At 72.0% G+C, this 18098-nt stretch carries 16 protein-coding genes and 2 pseudogenes; 6 read left to right on the plus strand and 12 right to left on the minus strand.

What is annotated here, in order from left to right:
- Positions 1 to 170: 170 nt before the first annotated feature.
- The 5 genes from metC to ASF27_RS08190 form a co-directional block, all read right to left on the minus strand.
- Positions 171 to 1358 (minus strand): cystathionine beta-lyase, encoded by a 1188-nt coding sequence (gene metC / locus ASF27_RS08170; RefSeq protein WP_056359189.1) that lies wholly within the window; start codon positions 1356 to 1358, stop codon positions 171 to 173.
- A gap of 180 nt (positions 1359 to 1538) precedes the next feature.
- Positions 1539 to 2294 (minus strand): amino acid ABC transporter ATP-binding protein, encoded by a 756-nt coding sequence (locus ASF27_RS08175; protein WP_056359193.1) that lies wholly within the window; start codon positions 2292 to 2294, stop codon positions 1539 to 1541.
- Positions 2291 to 3448 (minus strand): amino acid ABC transporter permease, encoded by a 1158-nt coding sequence (locus ASF27_RS08180; RefSeq protein ID WP_056359195.1) that lies wholly within the window; start codon positions 3446 to 3448, stop codon positions 2291 to 2293. The genes ASF27_RS08175 and ASF27_RS08180 overlap by 4 nt, the downstream gene beginning before the upstream one ends.
- Positions 3445 to 4605, minus strand: a complete 1161-nt coding sequence (locus tag ASF27_RS08185; protein ID WP_056359199.1) for an ABC transporter permease subunit — start codon at positions 4603 to 4605, stop codon at positions 3445 to 3447. The genes ASF27_RS08180 and ASF27_RS08185 overlap by 4 nt, the downstream gene beginning before the upstream one ends.
- 228 nt (positions 4606 to 4833) lie before the next feature.
- The gene (locus tag ASF27_RS08190) at positions 4834 to 5934 is read right to left on the minus strand and encodes an amino acid ABC transporter substrate-binding protein (RefSeq protein ID WP_082478887.1); all 1101 of its coding nucleotides are present in this window, start codon (positions 5932 to 5934) and stop codon (positions 4834 to 4836) included.
- Positions 5935 to 6197: 263 nt separating this feature from the next.
- On the opposite strand from ASF27_RS08190, the gene ASF27_RS08195 reads away from it, so the two are divergent.
- Positions 6198 to 6542, plus strand: coding sequence for a hypothetical protein (locus tag ASF27_RS08195; RefSeq protein ID WP_056168059.1), 345 nt, complete (start codon positions 6198 to 6200; stop codon positions 6540 to 6542).
- Between the two features lie 171 nt (positions 6543 to 6713).
- Entirely contained in the window at positions 6714 to 7571 is an 858-nt protein-coding gene (gene rarD, locus ASF27_RS08200; protein ID WP_056263939.1) for an EamA family transporter RarD, read from the plus strand.
- A gap of 19 nt (positions 7572 to 7590) precedes the next feature.
- Here the strand turns inward: rarD and ASF27_RS08205 are convergent, their stop codons facing one another.
- The gene (locus ASF27_RS08205) at positions 7591 to 9120 is read right to left on the minus strand and encodes a methyltransferase regulatory domain-containing protein (protein WP_056359202.1); all 1530 of its coding nucleotides are present in this window, start codon (positions 9118 to 9120) and stop codon (positions 7591 to 7593) included.
- Positions 9121 to 9343: 223 nt separating this feature from the next.
- On the opposite strand from ASF27_RS08205, the gene ASF27_RS08210 reads away from it, so the two are divergent.
- Positions 9344 to 10354: a P1 family peptidase gene (locus ASF27_RS08210; RefSeq protein WP_056168067.1), complete on the plus strand. Its 1011-nt coding sequence runs from the start codon at positions 9344 to 9346 to the stop codon at positions 10352 to 10354.
- A 138-nt stretch (positions 10355 to 10492) separates the two neighbouring features.
- Here ASF27_RS08210 and ASF27_RS08215 read toward each other — a convergent pair whose 3' ends face one another.
- Positions 10493 to 10774: a hypothetical protein gene (locus ASF27_RS08215; protein ID WP_056168070.1), complete on the minus strand. Its 282-nt coding sequence runs from the start codon at positions 10772 to 10774 to the stop codon at positions 10493 to 10495.
- 27 nt (positions 10775 to 10801) lie between these two features.
- On the minus strand, positions 10802 to 11008 hold the full coding sequence (locus tag ASF27_RS08220; protein ID WP_056168073.1) for a hypothetical protein: 207 nt from the start codon (positions 11006 to 11008) through the stop codon (positions 10802 to 10804).
- A 378-nt stretch (positions 11009 to 11386) separates the two neighbouring features.
- On the opposite strand from ASF27_RS08220, the gene ASF27_RS08225 reads away from it, so the two are divergent.
- Positions 11387 to 12976, plus strand: coding sequence for an ATP-binding protein (locus tag ASF27_RS08225; protein ID WP_056168076.1), 1590 nt, complete (start codon positions 11387 to 11389; stop codon positions 12974 to 12976).
- A gap of 21 nt (positions 12977 to 12997) precedes the next feature.
- On the opposite strand, the gene ASF27_RS08230 is transcribed toward ASF27_RS08225, so the two are convergent.
- Positions 12998 to 13588: a superoxide dismutase family protein gene (locus tag ASF27_RS08230; protein WP_056168079.1), complete on the minus strand. Its 591-nt coding sequence runs from the start codon at positions 13586 to 13588 to the stop codon at positions 12998 to 13000.
- Positions 13589 to 13884: 296 nt separating this feature from the next.
- On the opposite strand from ASF27_RS08230, the gene ASF27_RS08235 reads away from it, so the two are divergent.
- Positions 13885 to 14520: a hypothetical protein gene (locus ASF27_RS08235; protein WP_056359204.1), complete on the plus strand. Its 636-nt coding sequence runs from the start codon at positions 13885 to 13887 to the stop codon at positions 14518 to 14520.
- A gap of 86 nt (positions 14521 to 14606) precedes the next feature.
- Here ASF27_RS08235 and ASF27_RS08240 read toward each other — a convergent pair whose 3' ends face one another.
- On the minus strand, positions 14607 to 14966 hold the full coding sequence (locus ASF27_RS08240; RefSeq protein ID WP_338011701.1) for a GcrA family cell cycle regulator: 360 nt from the start codon (positions 14964 to 14966) through the stop codon (positions 14607 to 14609).
- A 238-nt stretch (positions 14967 to 15204) separates the two neighbouring features.
- Here ASF27_RS08240 and ASF27_RS08245 point away from each other — a divergent pair, with 238 nt between their 5' ends.
- Positions 15205 to 16203 (plus strand): NAD-dependent epimerase/dehydratase family protein, encoded by a 999-nt coding sequence (locus ASF27_RS08245; RefSeq protein WP_056359223.1) that lies wholly within the window; start codon positions 15205 to 15207, stop codon positions 16201 to 16203.
- 31 nt (positions 16204 to 16234) lie between these two features.
- Here ASF27_RS08245 and ASF27_RS21490 read toward each other — a convergent pair.
- Positions 16235 to 16753: pseudogene (locus ASF27_RS21490) on the minus strand (transketolase C-terminal domain-containing protein); the annotation flags it as partial.
- Position 16754: 1 nt separating this feature from the next.
- Positions 16755 to 18098: pseudogene (locus tag ASF27_RS23035) on the minus strand (transketolase C-terminal domain-containing protein); the annotation flags it as partial.

The raw sequence follows: 18098 nt of genomic DNA on the forward strand, positions 1-18098 counted from the left end.
CCCGAGCCCCCCGACCCGGTTCGCCGGGGGGCCTCCCGCGTGGGAGGCGAGTGCCCGGACTGAACCACGAAATAGGAATATTGTCAAGAAATTTCGGTGTTCAAGGTGGGACCGATCCTGCCGTGGTGAGGCCGATGGCCCATGAGGGACGCGCGCAGGCGTTCTGCGGTTCACATCGCCGCGCGCAGCCGCGCGAACCCCGCGTCGAGGTCCGCCTGCAGGTCCGCGACGTCTTCGAGCCCGATGTGGAAGCGCAGGCCCGGGCCCTCCGGGGCCCAGGTGGTGGCGGTGCGGTAGGTGCGGCAGTCGAACGGGATGACGAGGCTCTCGAAGCCGCCCCAGGAAAAGCCCATGCCGAACAGTTCGAGGCCGTCGAGCAGTGCCGCCACGGCGCGCTCGGGGGCGGGGCGGAGGATCACGCCGAACAGGCCCGAGGCGCCGGAGAAGTCGCGGCGCCAGATGGCGTGGCCGGGATCCTCGGGGAGTGCGGGATGGAGCACCCGGGCCACCTCCGGCCTGGCTTGCAGCCAGCGCGCCATGGCGAGCCCCTGCGCGCCGTGCTCGCGCAGGCGCAGCGCCATGGTGCGTAAGCCCCGCAGGGCCAGGAACACGTCCTCCGGGCCTGCGCACATGGCGAAGTGCTCGAAGGTCCGGTGCAGGGCCGGCCAGTATTTTTGGTTGGCCGAGGTGAGGCCCAGCAGCAGGTCCGAGCCGCCGGAGAGGTACTTGGTGCCGGCCTCCACCGCGATGTCGACGCCGCGCGCATGGGGCGGGAACAGCAGCGGCGTCGCCCAGGTGTTGTCCATGATGACGGCGGCGCCCCGCGCATGGACCACTTCACTGATCGCCGGCACGTCCTGCATCTCGAAGCTCTGCGAGCCCGGCGCCTCCACCAGGACCGCCTTGGTGGTGTCGCGCATCAGGGCGCCGATGCCGGCGCCGACCAACGGGTCGTAATACTCCACCTCCACCCCGAAGCGCTTCAGGACGCCATCGCAGAAGATGCGGGTGGGGCGGTAGGCGGAATCGCTGACCAGCAGGTGGTCGCCGGCCGAGACCACGGCCATGAGGGCGACGGTGAGCGCCGCCAGCCCCGAGGGGGTCAGCACGGTGCCGGCGGCCCCCGCGAGTTCGCTCCAGGCGCGCGTCAGGGATTCCGTCGTCGGCGTGCCGGAGGTGCCGTAATCGAAGCGCCCGCGCCGGTGCTTGAGGTCGTCGTAGGTGGGAAACAGCACCGTCGAGCCGCGATAGATCGGCGTGTTGACGAAGCCGTGCTGAACGGAGGGATCGCGCCCGGCATGGACGAGGCGGGTGCTCGGGCCGAAGCGTGCGGGATCGCGGGGCGGTGTGATGGACATCGGCGCCTTCGGGCGGTTCTTCTGGGGATGGGGCGACCACAGCCCGGCGGGGGGTGGGCCGTCAAGTCAGCCTCCCAGGCACTCGACCTGTGACGGGAGATTCGTTCGCTTCCTCGGATCGATCGGACGCATCAAGTCCACCCGTTCGGAAGGCAGGGTGATGCGCGCAGACCGTCCGCCTCACCCCAGGATGCGGCTCAGAAACCCTTGCGTCCTCGGGTGCCGGGGCCGGTCGAAGAAGGCGTCCGGCACGGCGATCTCGACGATCTGGCCCTCGTCCATGAACACCACCCGGTCGGCCACCGCCCGGGCGAACCCCATCTCGTGGGTGACGCACAGCAGCGTGGTGCCGGCGCCCGCGAGCTCGGTGAGGGTGTCGAGGACCTCCTGCACCATCTCGGGATCGAGGGCCGAGGTCGGCTCGTCGAACAGCATCACCTCCGGTTCGAGGCACAGGGCGCGGGCGATGGCGACCCGCTGTTGCTGGCCGCCGGAGAGTTCGGCGGGTCTGCGGTCGGCCTTGTCGGCGAGCTGCACCCGCGCGAGGTGGCCCATGGCGAGGTCGCGGGCCGCATTCAGCCCGAGGCGGCGGACGTGGAGGGGGGCCAGCGTGCAGTTCTCCAGGACCGTGAGGTGCGGGAACAGGTTGAACTGCTGGAACACCATCCCGACCCGGGCGCGCACGGCGTCGGTGGCCTTGGCGCTGCCGTCGAGGGTGAGGCCCGCGACCCGGATGGTGCCGGACTGGTGCGCGACGAGGCCGTTGATCGCGCGGATGAGCGTCGATTTCCCCGAGCCGGAGGGGCCGCAGATCACCAGGGTCTCGGAGCGCGCCACCGTGAGGTCGATGTCGCGCAGGACGTGGGTGGTGCCGAACCAGGCGTCGACGCCCGCGAATTCCACGGCGGGCGTATTCTGGGCAGGCGTGTCCGTCATCGCGCATCCCCCGCCGCGAGGCGGCGCTCGATGAAGCCGGCGTAGCGGGCCATGCCGAAACAGATCGCGAAGTAGAACAGGGCCGCGAAGGCGTAGGCCGTGGCCGGCACGGCGGGGGCCGACCAGCGCGGGTCGGCGCGGGCCGCCTCCAGCACGCGGATGAAGTCGGCGATGCCCACGATGGAGACCAGCGTCGTGTCCTTGAACAGGCCGATGAGGGTGTTGACGATGCCCGGCACCACGATCTTGAGGGCCTGGGGCAGCACGACGGCGCGCAGGGCCTGGGTCTTCGTGAGCCCCAGCGCCAGGGCGGCCCGCATCTGGCCCTCCGGGATCGCCTGGAGGCCGCCGCGCACCACCTCGGCCATGTAGGCGGAGGCGAACAGCGCGATGCCGACGAGCGGCCGCACCAGCCGGTCCACCGTGAGGTCCCCCGGCAGGAACAGGGGCAGCATCACGTTGGCCATGAACAGCACGGTGATGAGGGGCACCCCGCGCCAGAACTCGATGAAGCCGATGCAGGCGTAGCGCACCACCGGCCAGTCCGAGCGCCGGCCGAGCGCCAGGAGGATGCCGAGCGGCAGGGACGCGACGATGCCCACCATCGAGACCACCACGGTGACGAGGAGGCCGCCCCACAGGCCGGTGGCGACGGAAACGAGGCCCAGCGCCGGCATCCCGGCGAGCAGCGCGTAGGCGAGGACGGGGAACACCACGAACAGGTAGGCCGTGCCCCAGGCGCGCTTCGGGGCGCCGAGCCACAGCATCCAGCCCGCCCCGAAGGCCAGCAGGGCGAAGAACAGGTTCGGGCGCCAGCGCTCGGCCGCCGGGTAGGAACCGTAGGCGAGGTAGTTGATTTTCTCTCCGATGAAGGCCCAGCAGGCCCCGACCGGGTGGCCCACCACCTCGGGCCGGCAGGCCTCGCCGGAGGTCCCGGTCCACACGGCGTCGAACACGAGGAAGCGCAGGGCCAGGGGCACGAGCCAGGCCAGCGCCGCCAGGATCAGGACGGTGACGAGGCCGTCGGTCCAGCTCGCGAACAGGTTGGTCCGAACCCAGGCGAGGGGCCCGCCGAGGCGGCGCGGCGGCGGGGCCGGCGGGATCAGGGTTTTCCGCACGTAACCCTCGGTCAAGAACTCATCGGCGCGGCTCATGGCCGGCCCCCCGCCACGCGGGCGTTGTACCGGTTCATCAGGAGGGCGGTCGCGAGGCTGAGGCTGAGATAGACGCCCATGGTGATCGCCACCACCTCCACCGCCTGGTTGGTCTGGTTGAGCACCGTGCCCATGAAGACGTGGACGAGGTCGGGGTAGCCGATGAGCACGGCGAGCGACGAGTTCTTCGTCGTGTTGAGATACTGGCTCGTCAGCGGCGGCACGATCACCCGCATGGCCTGGGGCAGCACCACGAGGCGCAGGGCTTGGGCGCCGCTGAGCGACAGGGCGGCGGCGGCCTCGCGCTGGCCGCGCGGCACGCTGTCGAGGCCCGAACGCACGATCTCGGCGATGAAGGCGGCCGAGTAGGTCGAGAGCCCGACGAGGAGGGCCACGAATTCCGGCCGCAGGGCCAGGCCGCCCGCGATGTCGTAGGGGCCGCGCGCCGGCCACGCCACCGGCACGGGATGCCCCGCGAGCGCGAGGCCGGCCCAGGCGAGGGCCGGGAGGCCGAGGCCGAGGAGCGCACCCGGCCACAGGACGGGGACGGGCTTCCGGCCCAGGGCCACGGCGCGGCGGCTCATGCGGAGGAGGAGCCCCATCGCGAAAAGGCCGGCGGCGAAAGCCAGGGGCACAAGGGCGGCCAATCCGAAAAAATCCGGGCGGGGCAGGAAGAGGCCGCGCTGGCTGAGATACGCGCCGCCCCACGCGGCGGGATCGCTCGCCGCGGGCAGGGCGACCCGCACGGCGACGTACCAGACCAGCAATTGCAGCAGCAGCGGCAGGTTGCGGAAGCCCTCGACATAGGCGGCCGCGAACGACCGGGCGAGCAGGTTCGACGAGCGCCGGGCGATGCCGAGGGCGAAGCCGAGCACCGTCGAGAGGACGATGGCGAGGGCCGACACCAGCAGGGTGTTGAGGAGCCCGACGAGGAACGCATCGAGATAGGTCGCCGTCGCGGCCGCGTACGGGATCGGGCTCTGGCCGATGTCGAACCCGGCGGGGCGCTCGAGGAAGCCGAACCCGGCTACGATCCCCTGGCGCGCGAGTTTCTGGGCGGCGTTGGTGGCGGCGAAATACGCCAGCGCCGCCAGTGCCAGGACGAGGGCGGCCTGGACGACGAGGGCCCGCCAGGAGGAGACGCGGGGCTCAGCCATTCGACGAGGTCCCTCGCCATTGGCCCCGGCCCGAGGGCGTGAAGCGCGACGGGTTCCCTCTCCTGGAAGGAGAGGGCTGGGGTGAGGTGTGCGAACTCTCCGGAGAACCCACACACCTCACCCTGTCCCTCTCCTTCCAGGAGAGGGGACCCGCGTCTCCACATGCCAGGTGTGCCGCATCCCGCAGGGGGGAGAGGGGGGGCGCATCCGCGTTCCGCAAAACGCCCCTCACCGGATCGGGGGCCCGTATTGCAGGCCGCCCTGGTTCCACAGGGCGTTGAGGCCGCGCGGGATCTTGAGGGGCGTGCCGTCGCCGAGGTTGCGGGCGAAGCTGTCGCCGTAATTGCCGACGTGGCGGACGATCCGGGCGACCCAGTCCGCCGTCAGGCCGAGGCGCTCGCCGTAGCCGCCCTCGAGGCCGAGGATGCGCCGCGCGTCGGGGCTCGGGGCCTCCCGGCGCATCTGCTCCACGTTGTCCTGGCGGATGCCGGCCTCCTCGGCGTCGAGCATGGCGTAGTGCGTCCAGGCGACGATGTCGCGCCACTGGTCGTCGCCCTGGCGCACGCCCGGGGCGAAGGGCTCCTTGGAGATGGCCTCGCTGAGGATCACGTGTTCGTCGGGGTGGGCGGTCTTCAGGCGCTCGCCGTAGAGGGAGGACTGGTCCGTCGAGTAGGCGTCGCAGCGGCCGGATTCGTAGGCGCCGAGCGTCTGCTCGCTGTTGGCGAAGGTGACGACCTGGTAGGTCAGGCCCCGGGTGCGGAACCAGTCGGCGAGGTTGAGCTCCGTGGTGGTGCCCTGCTGCAGGCAGATGGTCGCCCGGTCGAGCTGCTTGACGGCGCCGATGTTCAGGGCCTTTCGGACCAGGAACCCCTGCCCGTCGTAGAAGGTGATCGCCGGAAAGTTCATGGCCGCCGTGTCGCGCGACAGGGTCCAGGTGGTGTTGCGGGCGAGCACGTCGATCTCGCCCGATTGCAGGGCGGTGAAGCGCGCGGCGGAGGATTGCGGGATGAAGCGCACGGCCTCCGGGCTGTCGAAGATCGCCGCCGCCAGCGCCCGGCAGAAATCGACGTCGAGGCCGGTCCAGTGGCCCTGGCCGTCGGGCACGCTGAAGCCCGCCACCCCGGGGCTGACGCCGCAGACGAGGTGCCCGCGCGCCTTCACCTGCGCCAGGGTGCCCTCGGCCTTGCCGGTGCCGGTCTTGGTGGCGTCGGTCTTGACCGAATCGGTCTTGACTGAATCGGTCTTGGCCGGCTCGGCCCAGGCGGGGAGGGGCGTGCCGAGGAGCGCCAGGGCGAGGAGCAGGGCCGGCCTTGGTCGAACCACGCGCATGCGTCTCCGTAGGGGTTCGTGGGGGATCGGGGCGAGCTCTAGCAGGCTCGGTGGGTTTCGCAAAAGCGGTCCCCGCTTCCGAGCGGAAAACCCGCGCCGTACCAAGGACCTAGACAGGACGAAGCGGTGGCGTCGCCAGGGTGAATTCGCGTGGCCCGGCCGATCGACGGGTCGGGGGCGCGCCGCGTCGCGCGGTTCGTTAACGGCCCTGGGCTAAAGCTGTTGCGGTTCGTGTTGTTCGCGTATCTCGGAAGTGCGTCGCCGTGCGTATCCTGCGTTTCCTTGCCGTGGGCGGCCTCTTCGGGGTCAGCCTGACGATCATCGGCTTCACCTGCGTCGATCGCCTCGCCCATCCGGTGGTGGTGCCGGCACCGCCCGTGCCCACCCTGGCGCGCCCGGTGATGGCCGACCCCCTGGCGACGGGCTCCCTCGGCACCGGTGGGGCCTCGCCCCTGGGCGGCTCCGGCACGGGCCCCCTGTCCGGGGCGCCCGCCCCGACGAAGACCGCCAAGGCCGCGCGGCCGAAGGCGGTGGAGGGGTTCGACACCGAGCGCCTCAACGCCCTCATGCGCGGCGATCCCGCCGTCACCCTGTCGCGCACGCGCTGATGCTCGCAGACCGAGCGGCGCCGATCCCCCGGCCGACGGCCGGTCTCGGCGCCGCTCGGCGGACCTCCGCCGCCGCGCGGTCGCGCGGGCAGACGACGATGCGTTCCACGCCGCGCCGTCTGGTATAAGCCCCGTCCGCGGGACGGCCCGCGGGAGCGGGAGCCTTCGACCTTGGGCCTGATCTACGCGCTCGGCGCCTATCTCAGCTGGGGCCTCGTGGTCCCGGTGCATTTCCGGCTCCTCGACGCGGTGCCGGCCACCAGCATCCTGGCCCACCGCATCGTCTGGTCGGCCGTTCTCGTCACCGGCCTGCTGGTGGCCCTGCGCCGCCGCGTGCGCAGCCCGTTCCCCCTGAGGCCCCGGCACGGGCTCCTCGTGCTCTCGGCCGTCCTCATCGGCGTGAACTGGCTGCTCTACCTGCGCGCCGTCCAATCCGGGCACATGCTGGACGCCAGTCTGGGCTACTTCATCAACCCGCTCGTGAGCGTGGTGCTCGGGGCCGCGGTGCTCGGCGAGCGCCTGCGCCCGGTCCAGGTCGCCGCCGTGTCCCTGGCCGCCGGGGCGGTGCTCCTGGCGGTGGTGGTAGCCGGCCACCTGCCCTGGGTGTCCCTGGCGCTCGCGGCGAGCTTTTCCCTCTACGGCCTCGTGCGCAAGGTGGTGGGGGTCGACGCCATGGTGGGCTTCGCGGCCGAGACCGCCGTGCTGCTGCCCGTGGCCCTGGGCTACCTCGTCCTGTTCGCGCCGCCCGTGGTGACGGGCGATCCCGTGCGGGCCGGCCTCCTCGTGCTCACGGGCGTCACCACCGCCCTGCCGCTGATCTGGTTCGCGGCCGCGGCCGAGCGCCTGACGCTCGCGACCCTCGGCCTGATGCAGTACCTCGCCCCGAGCTGCCTCCTGGTGCTCAGCGTCGTCGCCTACGGCGAGCGCCTCGAACCGCACCGGATGATGCTGTTCGGCCTGATCTGGCTGGCGCTGGCCCTCTACGCGGCGGACGCGTACCGCGCGGCCCGCCGGGCGCGGGCGGCCTGAACGGGCCGCCCGATTCGGGTCAGGCGATCCCGAGCTGGCGGAACACCGGCAGGCGGGTCTTCACGAACGTGTCGTAGCGCTCGCGCAGGTCGGCGAGGTTGGCCTCGTCGCCGTCCAGCGGCTTGCCGTCCTTGACGAGGCGCTGCCCTTGCGCCTGCAGCACCGCCCAGGCCCGCTGCACCGGATCCGCCCCGCTGCCTTGCGCGGCCAGGAACAGCTGCGCCATGCGGTCGGCCGGGACGCCGCTGCCGGTCACCGGCGAGGCCAGGAACTGCAGCTCCTCCGTGGCCTCGGCCCGCTTCGTCACGGCGGCGTTGAAGGTCTTGGTGCGCTTGGCGCGCGCCGCCTCGTCCTTGGGGGAGGGGCAGGGCTGGACGTGGCCCGAGCCGACGAGGATGCCGAACGCCTCCATGAGCTTGCCCCAGTCGAGGGCCTTCACCGAGGGGTCGGCGAAGATCGCCTGGACCGTGGCTGGCCCCTTGGCCAGCACGTCGAGAATCGGGCGGTAGACCTCCTCCTGCAGCTGCGCCTCGCCCAGGCTGCCCTGCACCTTCAGGGCGACGTCGGCGCGCGGCGTCGAGAGGGCGAAGCGCAGATGGGTCCAGATCGCCCGGGAGGAGGGCACCGTGTGGGGCAGGGCGCCCTTGACGTAGACGTCGCGGCGGAACTGCTGGTTGACCATGTAGTCCCGCAGGGTCTCGCGCCGCACGGGATCGGGGCAAGCCTTCAGGATCGCCTGCTGCTCCGCATTGAGGTTGATGGCGTCGACCCCCTCGAGCAGGGCGGCGGAGCCCACGTAGCTGAGCTTCGCCTCGGCCAGCTCGGCCGCCACGTCGGCGACGTAGAACGGCGTCCAGTCGCGGTTGAAGTACTCGTGCGCGAGGTAGCTCCTCGGCAGGCCCTTCATCTTCTCGAAGCGCGGGGCGAGCGCCGGGTTCTGGGTGAAGTACGAGGCCTTGGCCTCGCGCATGGATTCGGCGAAGGCCACGGCCTCGTCGATGCGCGGGATGATCGGGCCGGTGCGGGTGCCGGCGTGGTCCGTGAGCAGGCGGCGCAGGGGCATGGCCGCCGCCCAGCCCGGCAGGGTGTTGTAGCTGATGTAGACGATGCCGCCGGGCTTGAGGCGCCGACGCAGGAATTCGACGATGTGCGCCCGGTTCTCCGGGCTGATCCAGCTGTAGATGCCGTGGAGCGCGATCACGTCGAAGGCCGCCGGCAGGGCCGGCTCGTGGAGAAGCTCCGAAAAGCTGTGGTCGTAGAAGTGGACGTTGGGCGTGCCGGCCTCGGCCGCCAGCGCCCGGGCGCCGGCGATCTGCGCCGGGTTGAAGTCGGTGGCGTGGAAGTCGACGTTGGGGTTGGCCGCCGCCAGCAGGTTGGTGGAGACGCCCTGGCCGCAGCCGAGCTCGCAATAGGCCGCGCGCCCGTCGAGGTCCGGCCCGCGCTGGCCCCGCGTCAGCATGACGAAGTTCAGCAGGGCCGGGGTCAGCTCGCGATAGAAGCCGTGGGTATAGCCGATATCGGCGACGTAGCCTGCCGTCCAAGTGGTCATGTCGTACTCCGAAGGGCGCCGCCCGAGCCAGGCCGGCCCGCTGCGAAGGGAGCGGCGTGCGTGCGATTCCCGCCCCCCTGCAACCGCTCTAACTTCTGGACGGGGGGATGCCTACCCGTCTCCCACGCGAGACCCGCGCGAGACCGGACACCACCGAGCCGAGCCCTCGCCTTGGCCGCCCGCCGCGTGCGAGGTTCGGGCCGATCCGCAGCCGGGCGCCCGCATGATCCACAACCGCATCACCAGCATTGCCGGCCTGCGTGTCGGCCACGCCGAGGATCGTTCCCTCGGCAGCGGCGTCACGGCGCTGATCTTCGACGCGCCCGTGGTGGCCGGCGTCGACGTGCGCGGCGGCGGCCCCGGGACCCGCGAGACCGACCTCCTCGACCCCGAGCGCACGGTGGAGCGCATCGACGCCCTCGTGCTGTCGGGCGGCTCGGCCTTCGGCCTCGACGCGGCGGCGGGCGTCATGGCGGCGCTCGCCGAGGCCGGGCGCGGCTTCGCCGTGGGGACGGCCCGGGTGCCCATCGTGCCCGCCGCCGTGCTGTTCGATCTCCTCAACGGCGGCGACAAGGATTGGGGCCGGTTCCCGCCCTACCGGGATCTCGGCTACGCGGCGGCGCAGTCGGCGGCCGTCGACTTCGCGCTGGGCTCCGTCGGCGCTGGCACCGGGGCCGCCACCGCCAACCTCAAGGGCGGGATCGGCTCGGCCTTCGCCGAGGTTCCGGGCCTTGCCGCCCGGGTCGGCGCGCTCGCCGCCGTCAACGCCTTCGGCCGGGTCACCGTGGGCGACGGCGCGCAATTCTGGGCCGCCCCCTACGAAGTCGGCGACGAGTTCGGGGGACTGGGTTTTCCCCGGACCCTGCCGCCCGAGGCGTTCGACTGGCCGCGCAAAGACGCAGGCCCGGCCGGCGCCAGCACGACCCTCGCGGTCGTCGCCACCGACGCGATCCTCACCAAGGCCCAGGCGAGGCGCCTCGCCGTGATGGCCCAGGACGGCCTCGCCCGGGCGATCCACCCCGTCCACACGCCGCTCGACGGCGACGTGGTCTTCGCCGTGGCGACGGGGCGGGTGCCGCTGGCCGACCCCGTCGGCGACCTTGCGCGCCTCGGGGACGCCGCCGCCCGGACCCTGGCGCGCGCCATCGCCATCGGCGTGCACCGGGCCACATCCCTGCCGGGGTTCGAGCGGATGCCGTCGGCCTGGGCCGAGTGCTTCGGGCGCATGGGCTGAGGCCCGGCCGCCCGGCCAGATCAGGGTTCGAAGGGCCCGGCCCTTCGCGCGTCTTGGTTCGCGGGTCTTGGTTCGCGGGTCTTGGTTCGCGGGTCTTGGTTCGCGGGTCCTGGGCGGAGCCCCGGAGAGCGCTCCGGCTCAGCCCTCCGCCTCCGCCCTGGCATCGGTGATGAGGCTGGCGAGCCCCGCATCGACCTCGGCGCCGAGGAGGGCGCGCTCGGCGTCGGTGAGGTCGGCGGCCCAGCCGCGCGTGCCGAACCCGTCCGCGCACTTGGCCCGCTCGGCCGTGAGATAGGCCTCCGTCTCGGTGGGCTGCGTCCGCATGGCCTGGACGAGGCCGAACCAGGCCGCGCGCTCCACCACGGCGAGGCGGGCGCGCAGGCGGATCATCACCGCGCGCTCGGGGCTGACATCGTCCATCGGCTGTTCCGTCTCCGGTCTACAGTCTCAGCGCCGGGGTTCGCAGCGCGTCTTCACGTAGGTGTCCTTGTCGTTGCCGTGGCCGGCATTGGCCGCGAGCACCGGGCCCTGCATCAGGCATTCCTGAAGCGTGTGGGCCGGGCCGGTGATGATGTCGAGCGCCGTTTCCCGGGAGCAATCCGGGGCCTGGACGGTGGAGGCGCAGACGAGGGCGACGACGAGGACTGGGTTCATGCCACACCACCTAGATCGCGGGCCCGGCGCGGCAAGGGCGGGGCGCCGCCGGCCCTGCAGGGAAATGCCGGATCGCCCGTCGCATAAGCCCGGCGTGCCGCGTGCCGCCCCGAGATCCTGCTTCGTTCTTGTTTTGTTTCACGGTTTGGCTGCGATATCATTCAAGGATGTTTGTCCTGGGCTTATAGTCTTAGGACGATAATCTAGATTTTGCCCGTCGATCCCCCCAGGTATGGGACAAATGACGAACAGAATGGAACAAGTCTGTGGACGTCCGGCGCCCGGGCCGATCCGACACCGCCCGGCGCGTGTTAAGCTTTTCGTGCGAGAGCCGGGACGCGTCGGGGCGGGTCCCGTCGTACGGCAACCGGAGCGGGCATGAGCGTCGGCATCGAGATGGGACTGAGCATGGGGCCGGGCGCGGAGCCCGCCCGCCTCGACCTCGAGGAGTTGCTGGCGACCCGTCTCCTCGTCCAGGGCAACTCGGGCTCGGGCAAGTCGCACCTGCTGCGACGCCTCCTCGAACAGAGCGCCGGATCGGTGCAGCAGGTGATCGTCGACCCGGAAGGCGATTTCGTCACCCTGGCGGAGGCCTACGGCCACGTGGTGGTGGACGGCGCCCACGGCGAGGCCGACCTCCAGGCCATCGCCGCCCGGGTGCGCGCCCACCGGGTCTCCGTGGTGCTCACCCTGGAGAGCCTCGACATGGAGGCGCAGATGCGCGCGGCGGCCGCCTTCCTCGGCGGCCTGTTTGAGGCCGAGCGCACCCATTGGCATCCCGTCCTCGTCGTCGTCGACGAGGCGCAGATCTTCGCGCCGGCCGCCGCCGGCGACGTTTCGGACGAGGCGCGAAAGGCCTCCCTCGGCGCCATGACCAATCTCATGTGCCGGGGCCGCAAACGGGGCTTGGCCGGCATCATCGCGACGCAGCGCCTGGCCAAGCTCGCCAAGAACGTCGCGGCGGAAGCCACGAACTTCCTCATGGGCCGCACCTTCCTCGATATCGACATGGCGCGGGCCGCCGATCTGCTGGGCCTCGACCGGCGCGGCGCCGAGCGGTTCCGCGATCTGGCGCGCGGCGAGTTCGTGGCCCTCGGCCCGGCCCTCAGCCGCCGGCCCCTGGCCCTGCGCATCGGTCCCGTCACCACCTCGGCGCGGTCGGGGTCCCCGAAGCTCGTGCCCCTGCCGGCCCCGGCGGACGCGGACCTGCGCGCCCTCATCCTCACCCGCTCGGCCGAGGACAGCGGCCCGGCCTGGGCGCCGGCCCCCCGCACGCCGCCGGCGCCGCGGGCCACGCCGGCCGATCTCATGCGCGAACTCAGCGCCTACCGGCCCGAGCCCGTGGAGACACCCGAACCCTTGAGCGAGGCGGAGATCCGCGCCGGCTGCGACGCGGTCCTGCGCGGTATCGCCGCCGATCCCGATGCCGGCGGCCAGCCCGTGGCGGTGGTGTATCAGGACTTCCTCGTCCGCTGCCGCATGCGCGGCCTCGACGGCGAATCCCTGAGCCTCGCCGCGTTCCGCCGTCGCCTCGGCGTCGCCCGTGCCGGCCTCGACGAGGCCGAGCCGTCGCAGGCGGATGCGCGGTGGGACGAGGCGCAGGCCGCCGCCGCCGCGCTTCCCGACGAGGTCCAGGGCCTGTTCCTGATGCTGGCCCGCGCCGCCCTGGCGGGCGAACCCTGCCCCGGCGACGAGGCCCTGGCCCGGGCCATCGGCAGCCGCTCGCCCGGCCGGGCCAAGCGCCTGCTCGCCTATGTGGAGACGCGGGGCACCATCGTCTGCCGGATGGATTATCGCGGCAACCGCGTCGTCGCCCTGCCGTCCCTCAACTGCGAGACGGCGCCCGGCGACCCCAAGGCCCCGTTCGGGGACGGGAAAGCCCCGACCGGCGACGCCAAGGTGCCAACGGGCGAGGCCCCGTCGCCGTCGACCGTGCCCGAGATGCCGGGCCTGTTCGCGGCCGAGTGATCCGGCCGCGACGCCGTCAGGCTACTTGATCACCGCGCAGGCGATGCGCGGGCCGGCCCCGCCGATGGGCTGGGTCGTGTGGTCGTCCGGGTTGGCGTGGATGATGAGCGCCGAGCCGTCGCCGTCCTTCAAGCCGCCTTCGCCCGTGAGCGGGGTCTCGCTCGACACCTCGGCGTTCACCGAGCCGTCGGCGTTGGCGTAGACGTTGGGCAGGTCGCCCTCGTCCGGGCCGTCGGGGTTGAGCAGGCCGTGCTTGCTCTGGTCGTGGTTCACGTGGGCCTTCGACTTCTCGAACTTCTCCGTGTCCGAGCAGTCGCCCACGGCGTGGAAGTGGATGCCGTGCCAGCCGGGCGGCAGGCCGCCGGCGTTGATGGTCACCCGCATCACCAGGGCGCTGGCCCCGTCGCGGATGGCGATCCGGCCGATGGCCTCGCCCTTGCCGTTCTGGATGTCGGCCTCGAACGTCTGGGGGGCGGCCGGGGCGGCCGGCGCGGCCGGGGCGGCCGGCGCCGGGGGCGTCGCCTGAGCCGGCGGCTCCTGCGCCTGGGCGGCGGCTGTCAGAGCCAAGAAGGGCAGGGCCAGAAGGGGGGTGATCGTCAGGACGCGTCTCATGGAATGGCTTTCCTCTCCACGCCGGGGGCGCTTCTGAGCCTCAACGAGGCAAGGTCCCGGGTCGATCCGGGACCGTACCGATTCGTCCGATGCGGGGGGCGTCTTCGGACGGGGTGTTTCCAGGGCGAGGCATGCCGCTCCGGCCGCCTTCGCGCAAGCAGTCCGCCCCCGGTACGGCCGCACCCTCCGGTGGACGCCGCGTTGACACTTCCTTAAGGTTTCGTCCGATCCGGGGCGGGATCGTCTGCGATTCGCGCACCCCTCCGCGAAGGCTGGGACTCGATCGGGAGCGCCGCATGTCCACCCCTCTCCGCCTCGTCGCCCTGCTGGCCCTGGTCTGCGCCGGCCCCGCTGCGGCGCAGACCGCGCCCGCCGAGCGGACCTGGACCGATCCCCCGGCGCGGGGCGCCGCGGCATCGGAGGCCCAGTCCGCAGTCGAGCCGGCCCGGGCGGCAGGGAAAGTGCCGCAGTCCGAGCGAACTCTTGCCGAGAGGACCCTTGCCGAGAGGACCCTTGCCGACACTCGTCGTGCCAAGCCGAGCGCTGGCAAGGCCAGGACGAAGGCCACCGTCGCCGAGGCCCCGCGGTCGCGTGTCGAGCCCCGCACCGTGCAGCGGACGCCGAAGGTCCGCGTGGCGGCGGAGTCCCGTCGCGGCGTCACGGTCCGGACCCTGACGCCGACCCGGCCCGACCTGCGCAGCGCGTCGCCCCGCATGGTCCACGCTCAGCGCTCGTCCGCCCGTCCGATGCGCTACGGCTTCATCGCGCCGCCCCCGCCGCCGGGCGGATTCCCCGAGGATCCGCGCGCCCGGCGCATCCGCCAGGCGGAGGCGGCGGGCTACCTCGTCGTGCGCCGCAGCACCGTCGCGGCGCCCGATGGCCGCATCCTGTACGGCTACCGGCCCTACGATCCGGATGACGCCGACGATTGAGTTTTCGCGGCGGCAACGCCACAAACGAAAAACCCCGCCGGGAGACCCGGCGGGGGTGAAGGACGTATCGGTGCTCGTGCGGCGCCTCAGCGCAGGCGGCCCGGGCGGGCCGGCTCGAACACGATGCGGCGGTGATAGGCGCACCAGCTCTTGCCGTCAGGCACCGAGGCGCCACAGCACACGGCGCGGTCGTTGGGCTCACCGATGATGAACTTGCACACGAACGCACCCGATTGCGCGAAGGGAACCCGCAGGGAAGCGGACGGCTCGGCGATCGCATCGGCCTCGCCGACCTGGGACATGCGGACAAGCTGGTTCATGGTTGAATTCGACTCACGGAAATAGGGTGTCGCGGGCCTCGGCCCGACGGGATGATCGAAGGCGCTCGCCGTGTCCCGAACGGCTCGTTTCGCCGTCAGAACCGCGCTGACGGAGCGGACTTTCAGCCAAGCGGAACCGGGAGGATTGGGGCGAGCGGGACGCGATCACGTCATGCTGCTGTTATATATGGCGTTCTCGCGCTCGCAAACAAGTCCCACTGCGTATGCCTGCCCCGGGCCGGGTGCATCGCACTGGCGAAATGGACGGCACGGGGCGGTTTTTTGAGGTGCGGTGGCGCACGGGATCGGGCACAGGGTCGGGCATGCCGTCCCGTTCCGTTCCCGCACCAGCATGAAAGATCGGATGCGCGTCCTCGTGACCGGCAGCGCCGGCTTCATCGGCTATCACCTCGGCCGCCGCCTCCTCGCGGCGGGTCACGCCGTCACGGGGTTCGACGGGTTCAGCGACTATTACGACGTCGGGCTCAAGCGCGCCCGGCACGCGGCGCTCGCCGAGCATCCGGCCTTCGCGGCCGTGGAGGGACGCCTGGAAACCCCGGGCCTGCTCCTCGACACCCTGGCGCGGGTACGGCCCGACGTGGTGGTGCATCTCGCGGCCCAGGCCGGCGTGCGCCACAGCCTGGAGAATCCGGGCGCCTACGTGCAGGCCAACCTCGTCGGCACCGCCAACCTCATCGAGGCGGTGCGGGCCCATCCCGTGCGCCACCTCCTGTTCGCCTCGACGAGTTCGGCCTATGGCGGCGCCGCCACGACACCGTTCCGCGAGACCGATCGGGCGGTGTCGCCCCTGACTCTCTACGCCGCCAGCAAGCTCGCCGGCGAGGCGATGCTGCATTCCTACAGCCACCTGTTTTCCATCCCCACCACGGCGTTCCGGTTCTTCACGGTCTACGGCCCGTGGGGGCGGCCCGACATGGCCCTGTTCCTGTTCACCCGGAAGATCCTAGGCGGGGAGCCCATCGAGGTCTTCGCCGAGGGCGCGGCCGAGCGCGACTTCACCTACGTCGACGACCTCGTGGCGGCCATCGCCAGCCTGATGGACACGCCGCCCGGGACGGTCCCCGTGGGGGCGTTCGACACCCTGAGCCCGGTGGCGCCCTACCGCCTGGTCAACATCGGCGGCGGCCGGCCCGTGCGCCTCGACGCAATGATCGACGCCCTGGAGGCGGCCCTGGGGCAGCGGGCCGAGCGGATCCTGAAGCCCCTGCCGCCCGGGGACGTGGCCCGGACCCACGCGAGCACGGACCTCCTGCGGGCCCTCGTCGGCACCGTGCCGGAGACGCCCCTGTCGGTGGGGATCCCGGCCTTCGTGGATTGGTACCGGTCGTATTACGGGGCCTGACGCGCCCCCGACGGATCGGGGGCGGTGCGGGTCAGCGCTGGGTCTGGCCGACGCTGACGAGCTTGGCCGCGCTCCGGGCCTTCCGCTCGGGCAGGGTATCGCGGGCGGTGCGGGCGATGGATTCGGCGTCGAGGCCGGCCTCGCGGTACATGGCGTCGGGGGAGTTGTGGTCCTGGTAGGTGTCGGGCAGGAGGGTATCGCGGGCGGTGCGGGCGATGGATTCGGCGTCGAGGCCGGCCTCGCGGTACATGGCGTCGGGGGAGTTGTGGTCCTGGTAGGTGTCGGGCAGCGTCAGGGTCCGCACCCGGACCCGGCCGGCATCCAGCGCGCCCTTCTCGGCCAGCAGATGCAGCACCATGGCGCCGAAGCCGCCCACCGAGCCCTCCTCCAGGGTGATCAGCACCTCGTGGCTCGCGGCGAGATCGAGGATCATGGCTTCGTCGAGGGGCTTGCGAAGCGGGCATCCGCCACCGTCACCGCCACACCCTCGGCCTCGAGGAGATCGGCGGCCTTGAGGGCCTCGGACAGACCTCGTGGTCGCCCTCCTGCCNAGATGCAGCACCATGGCGCCGAAGCCGCCCACCGAGCCCTCCTCCAGGGTGATCAGCACCTCGTGGCTCGCGGCGAGATCGAGGATCATGGCTTCGTCGAGGGGCTTGGCGAAGCGGGCATCCGCCACCGTCACCGCCACACCCTCGGCCTCGAGGAGATCGGCGGCCTTGAGGGCCTCGGACAGACGAGTGCCGAGGCTCAGCAGCGCCACCCGCGCGCCCTCGGGCCGGCGCACSATCCGGCCCTTGCCGATGGCCAGCGCTTCGCCGCGCTCCGGCAGRTCGACGCCGACGCCCTCGCCGCGCGGGTAGCGCAAGGCGATCGGGCCGCTGTCATGGGCGTGGCAGGTCGCCACCATGTGCACGAGCTCGGCCTCGTCGGAGGCCGCCATCACGGTCATGTTCGGCAGGCAGCAGAGATAGGCCAGATCGAACGCGCCCGCATGGGTCGCGCCGTCGGCCCCCACCAGCCCGGCCCGGTCCAGGCAGAACCGCACGGGCAGGTTCTGCAGGGCRATGTCGTGCACCACCTGATCGTAGGCCCGCTGCAGGAASGTCGAGTAGATCGCCACGAACGGCTTGTAGCCCTCCGTCGCCAGGCCGCCCGCGAAGGTCACCGCGTGCTGCTCGGCGATGCCGACGTCGAAGGTCCTATCGACGCCGACGCCCTCGCCGCGCGGGTAGCGCAAGGCGATCGGGCCGCTGTCATGGGCGTGGCAGGTCGCCACCATGTGCACGAGCTCGGCCTCGTCGGAGGCCGCCATCACGGTCATGTTCGGCAGGCAGCAGAGATAGGCCAGATCGAACGCGCCGGCATGGGTCGCGCCGTCGGCCCCCACCAGGCCGGCCCGGTCCAGGCAGAACCGCACGGGCAGGTTCTGCAGGGCAATGTCGTGCACCACCTGATCGTAGGCCCGCTGCAGGAAGGTCGAGTAGATCGCCACGAACGGCTTGTAGCCCTCCGTCGCCAGGCCGCCCGCGAAGGTCACCGCGTGCTGCTCGGCGATGCCGACGTCGAAGGTCCTGTCCGGATGCGCCTTGCCGAACAGGTCGATGCCGGTGCCGCCCGGCATCGCCGCGGTGATGGCCACCACCTTGGGGTCGGCGTCGGCGCACTTGATCAGGCTCTCGCCGAACACGCGGGTGTAGGCCGGCGCGTTGGGCTTGGCCTTGGCCTGCACCCCCGACAGCACGTCGAACTTGACSACCCCGTGGTAGCGGTCGTCGCTGGCCTCCGCCGGGGCGTAGCCCTTGCCCTTGCGGGTGACCACGTGGAGCAGGATCGGGCCCTGCTCGGTGTCGCGGACGTTCTTGAGGATGGGAAGCAGGTGGTCGAGGTTGTGC

This window comes from Methylobacterium sp. Leaf102 (genome assembly GCF_001422425.1).
GTDB lineage: Bacteria > Pseudomonadota > Alphaproteobacteria > Rhizobiales > Beijerinckiaceae > Methylobacterium.

What these genes read in the sequence shown, in the direction of transcription:
- ASF27_RS08185 (WP_056359199.1), bottom strand. Translation starts at nt 4,605, where the DNA reads ATGGCTGAGCCCCGCGTCTCCTCCTGGCGGGCCCTCGTCGTCCAGGCC.
- ASF27_RS08175 (WP_056359193.1), bottom strand. Translation starts at nt 2,294, where the DNA reads ATGACGGACACGCCTGCCCAGAATACGCCCGCCGTGGAATTCGCGGGC.
- ASF27_RS08235 (WP_056359204.1), top strand. Translation starts at nt 13,885, where the DNA reads ATGTCCACCCCTCTCCGCCTCGTCGCCCTGCTGGCCCTGGTCTGCGCC.
- ASF27_RS08210 (WP_056168067.1), top strand. Translation starts at nt 9,344, where the DNA reads ATGATCCACAACCGCATCACCAGCATTGCCGGCCTGCGTGTCGGCCAC.
- ASF27_RS08180 (WP_056359195.1), bottom strand. Translation starts at nt 3,448, where the DNA reads ATGAGCCGCGCCGATGAGTTCTTGACCGAGGGTTACGTGCGGAAAACC.
- ASF27_RS08230 (WP_056168079.1), bottom strand. Translation starts at nt 13,588, where the DNA reads ATGAGACGCGTCCTGACGATCACCCCCCTTCTGGCCCTGCCCTTCTTG.
- ASF27_RS08215 (WP_056168070.1), bottom strand. Translation starts at nt 10,774, where the DNA reads ATGGACGATGTCAGCCCCGAGCGCGCGGTGATGATCCGCCTGCGCGCC.
- ASF27_RS08225 (WP_056168076.1), top strand. Translation starts at nt 11,387, where the DNA reads ATGAGCGTCGGCATCGAGATGGGACTGAGCATGGGGCCGGGCGCGGAG.
- ASF27_RS08245 (WP_056359223.1), top strand. Translation starts at nt 15,205, where the DNA reads ATGCGCGTCCTCGTGACCGGCAGCGCCGGCTTCATCGGCTATCACCTC.
- ASF27_RS08220 (WP_056168073.1), bottom strand. Translation starts at nt 11,008, where the DNA reads ATGAACCCAGTCCTCGTCGTCGCCCTCGTCTGCGCCTCCACCGTCCAG.
- metC (WP_056359189.1), bottom strand. Translation starts at nt 1,358, where the DNA reads ATGTCCATCACACCGCCCCGCGATCCCGCACGCTTCGGCCCGAGCACC.
- ASF27_RS08205 (WP_056359202.1), bottom strand. Translation starts at nt 9,120, where the DNA reads ATGACCACTTGGACGGCAGGCTACGTCGCCGATATCGGCTATACCCAC.
- ASF27_RS08190 (WP_082478887.1), bottom strand. Translation starts at nt 5,934, where the DNA reads ATGCGCGTGGTTCGACCAAGGCCGGCCCTGCTCCTCGCCCTGGCGCTC.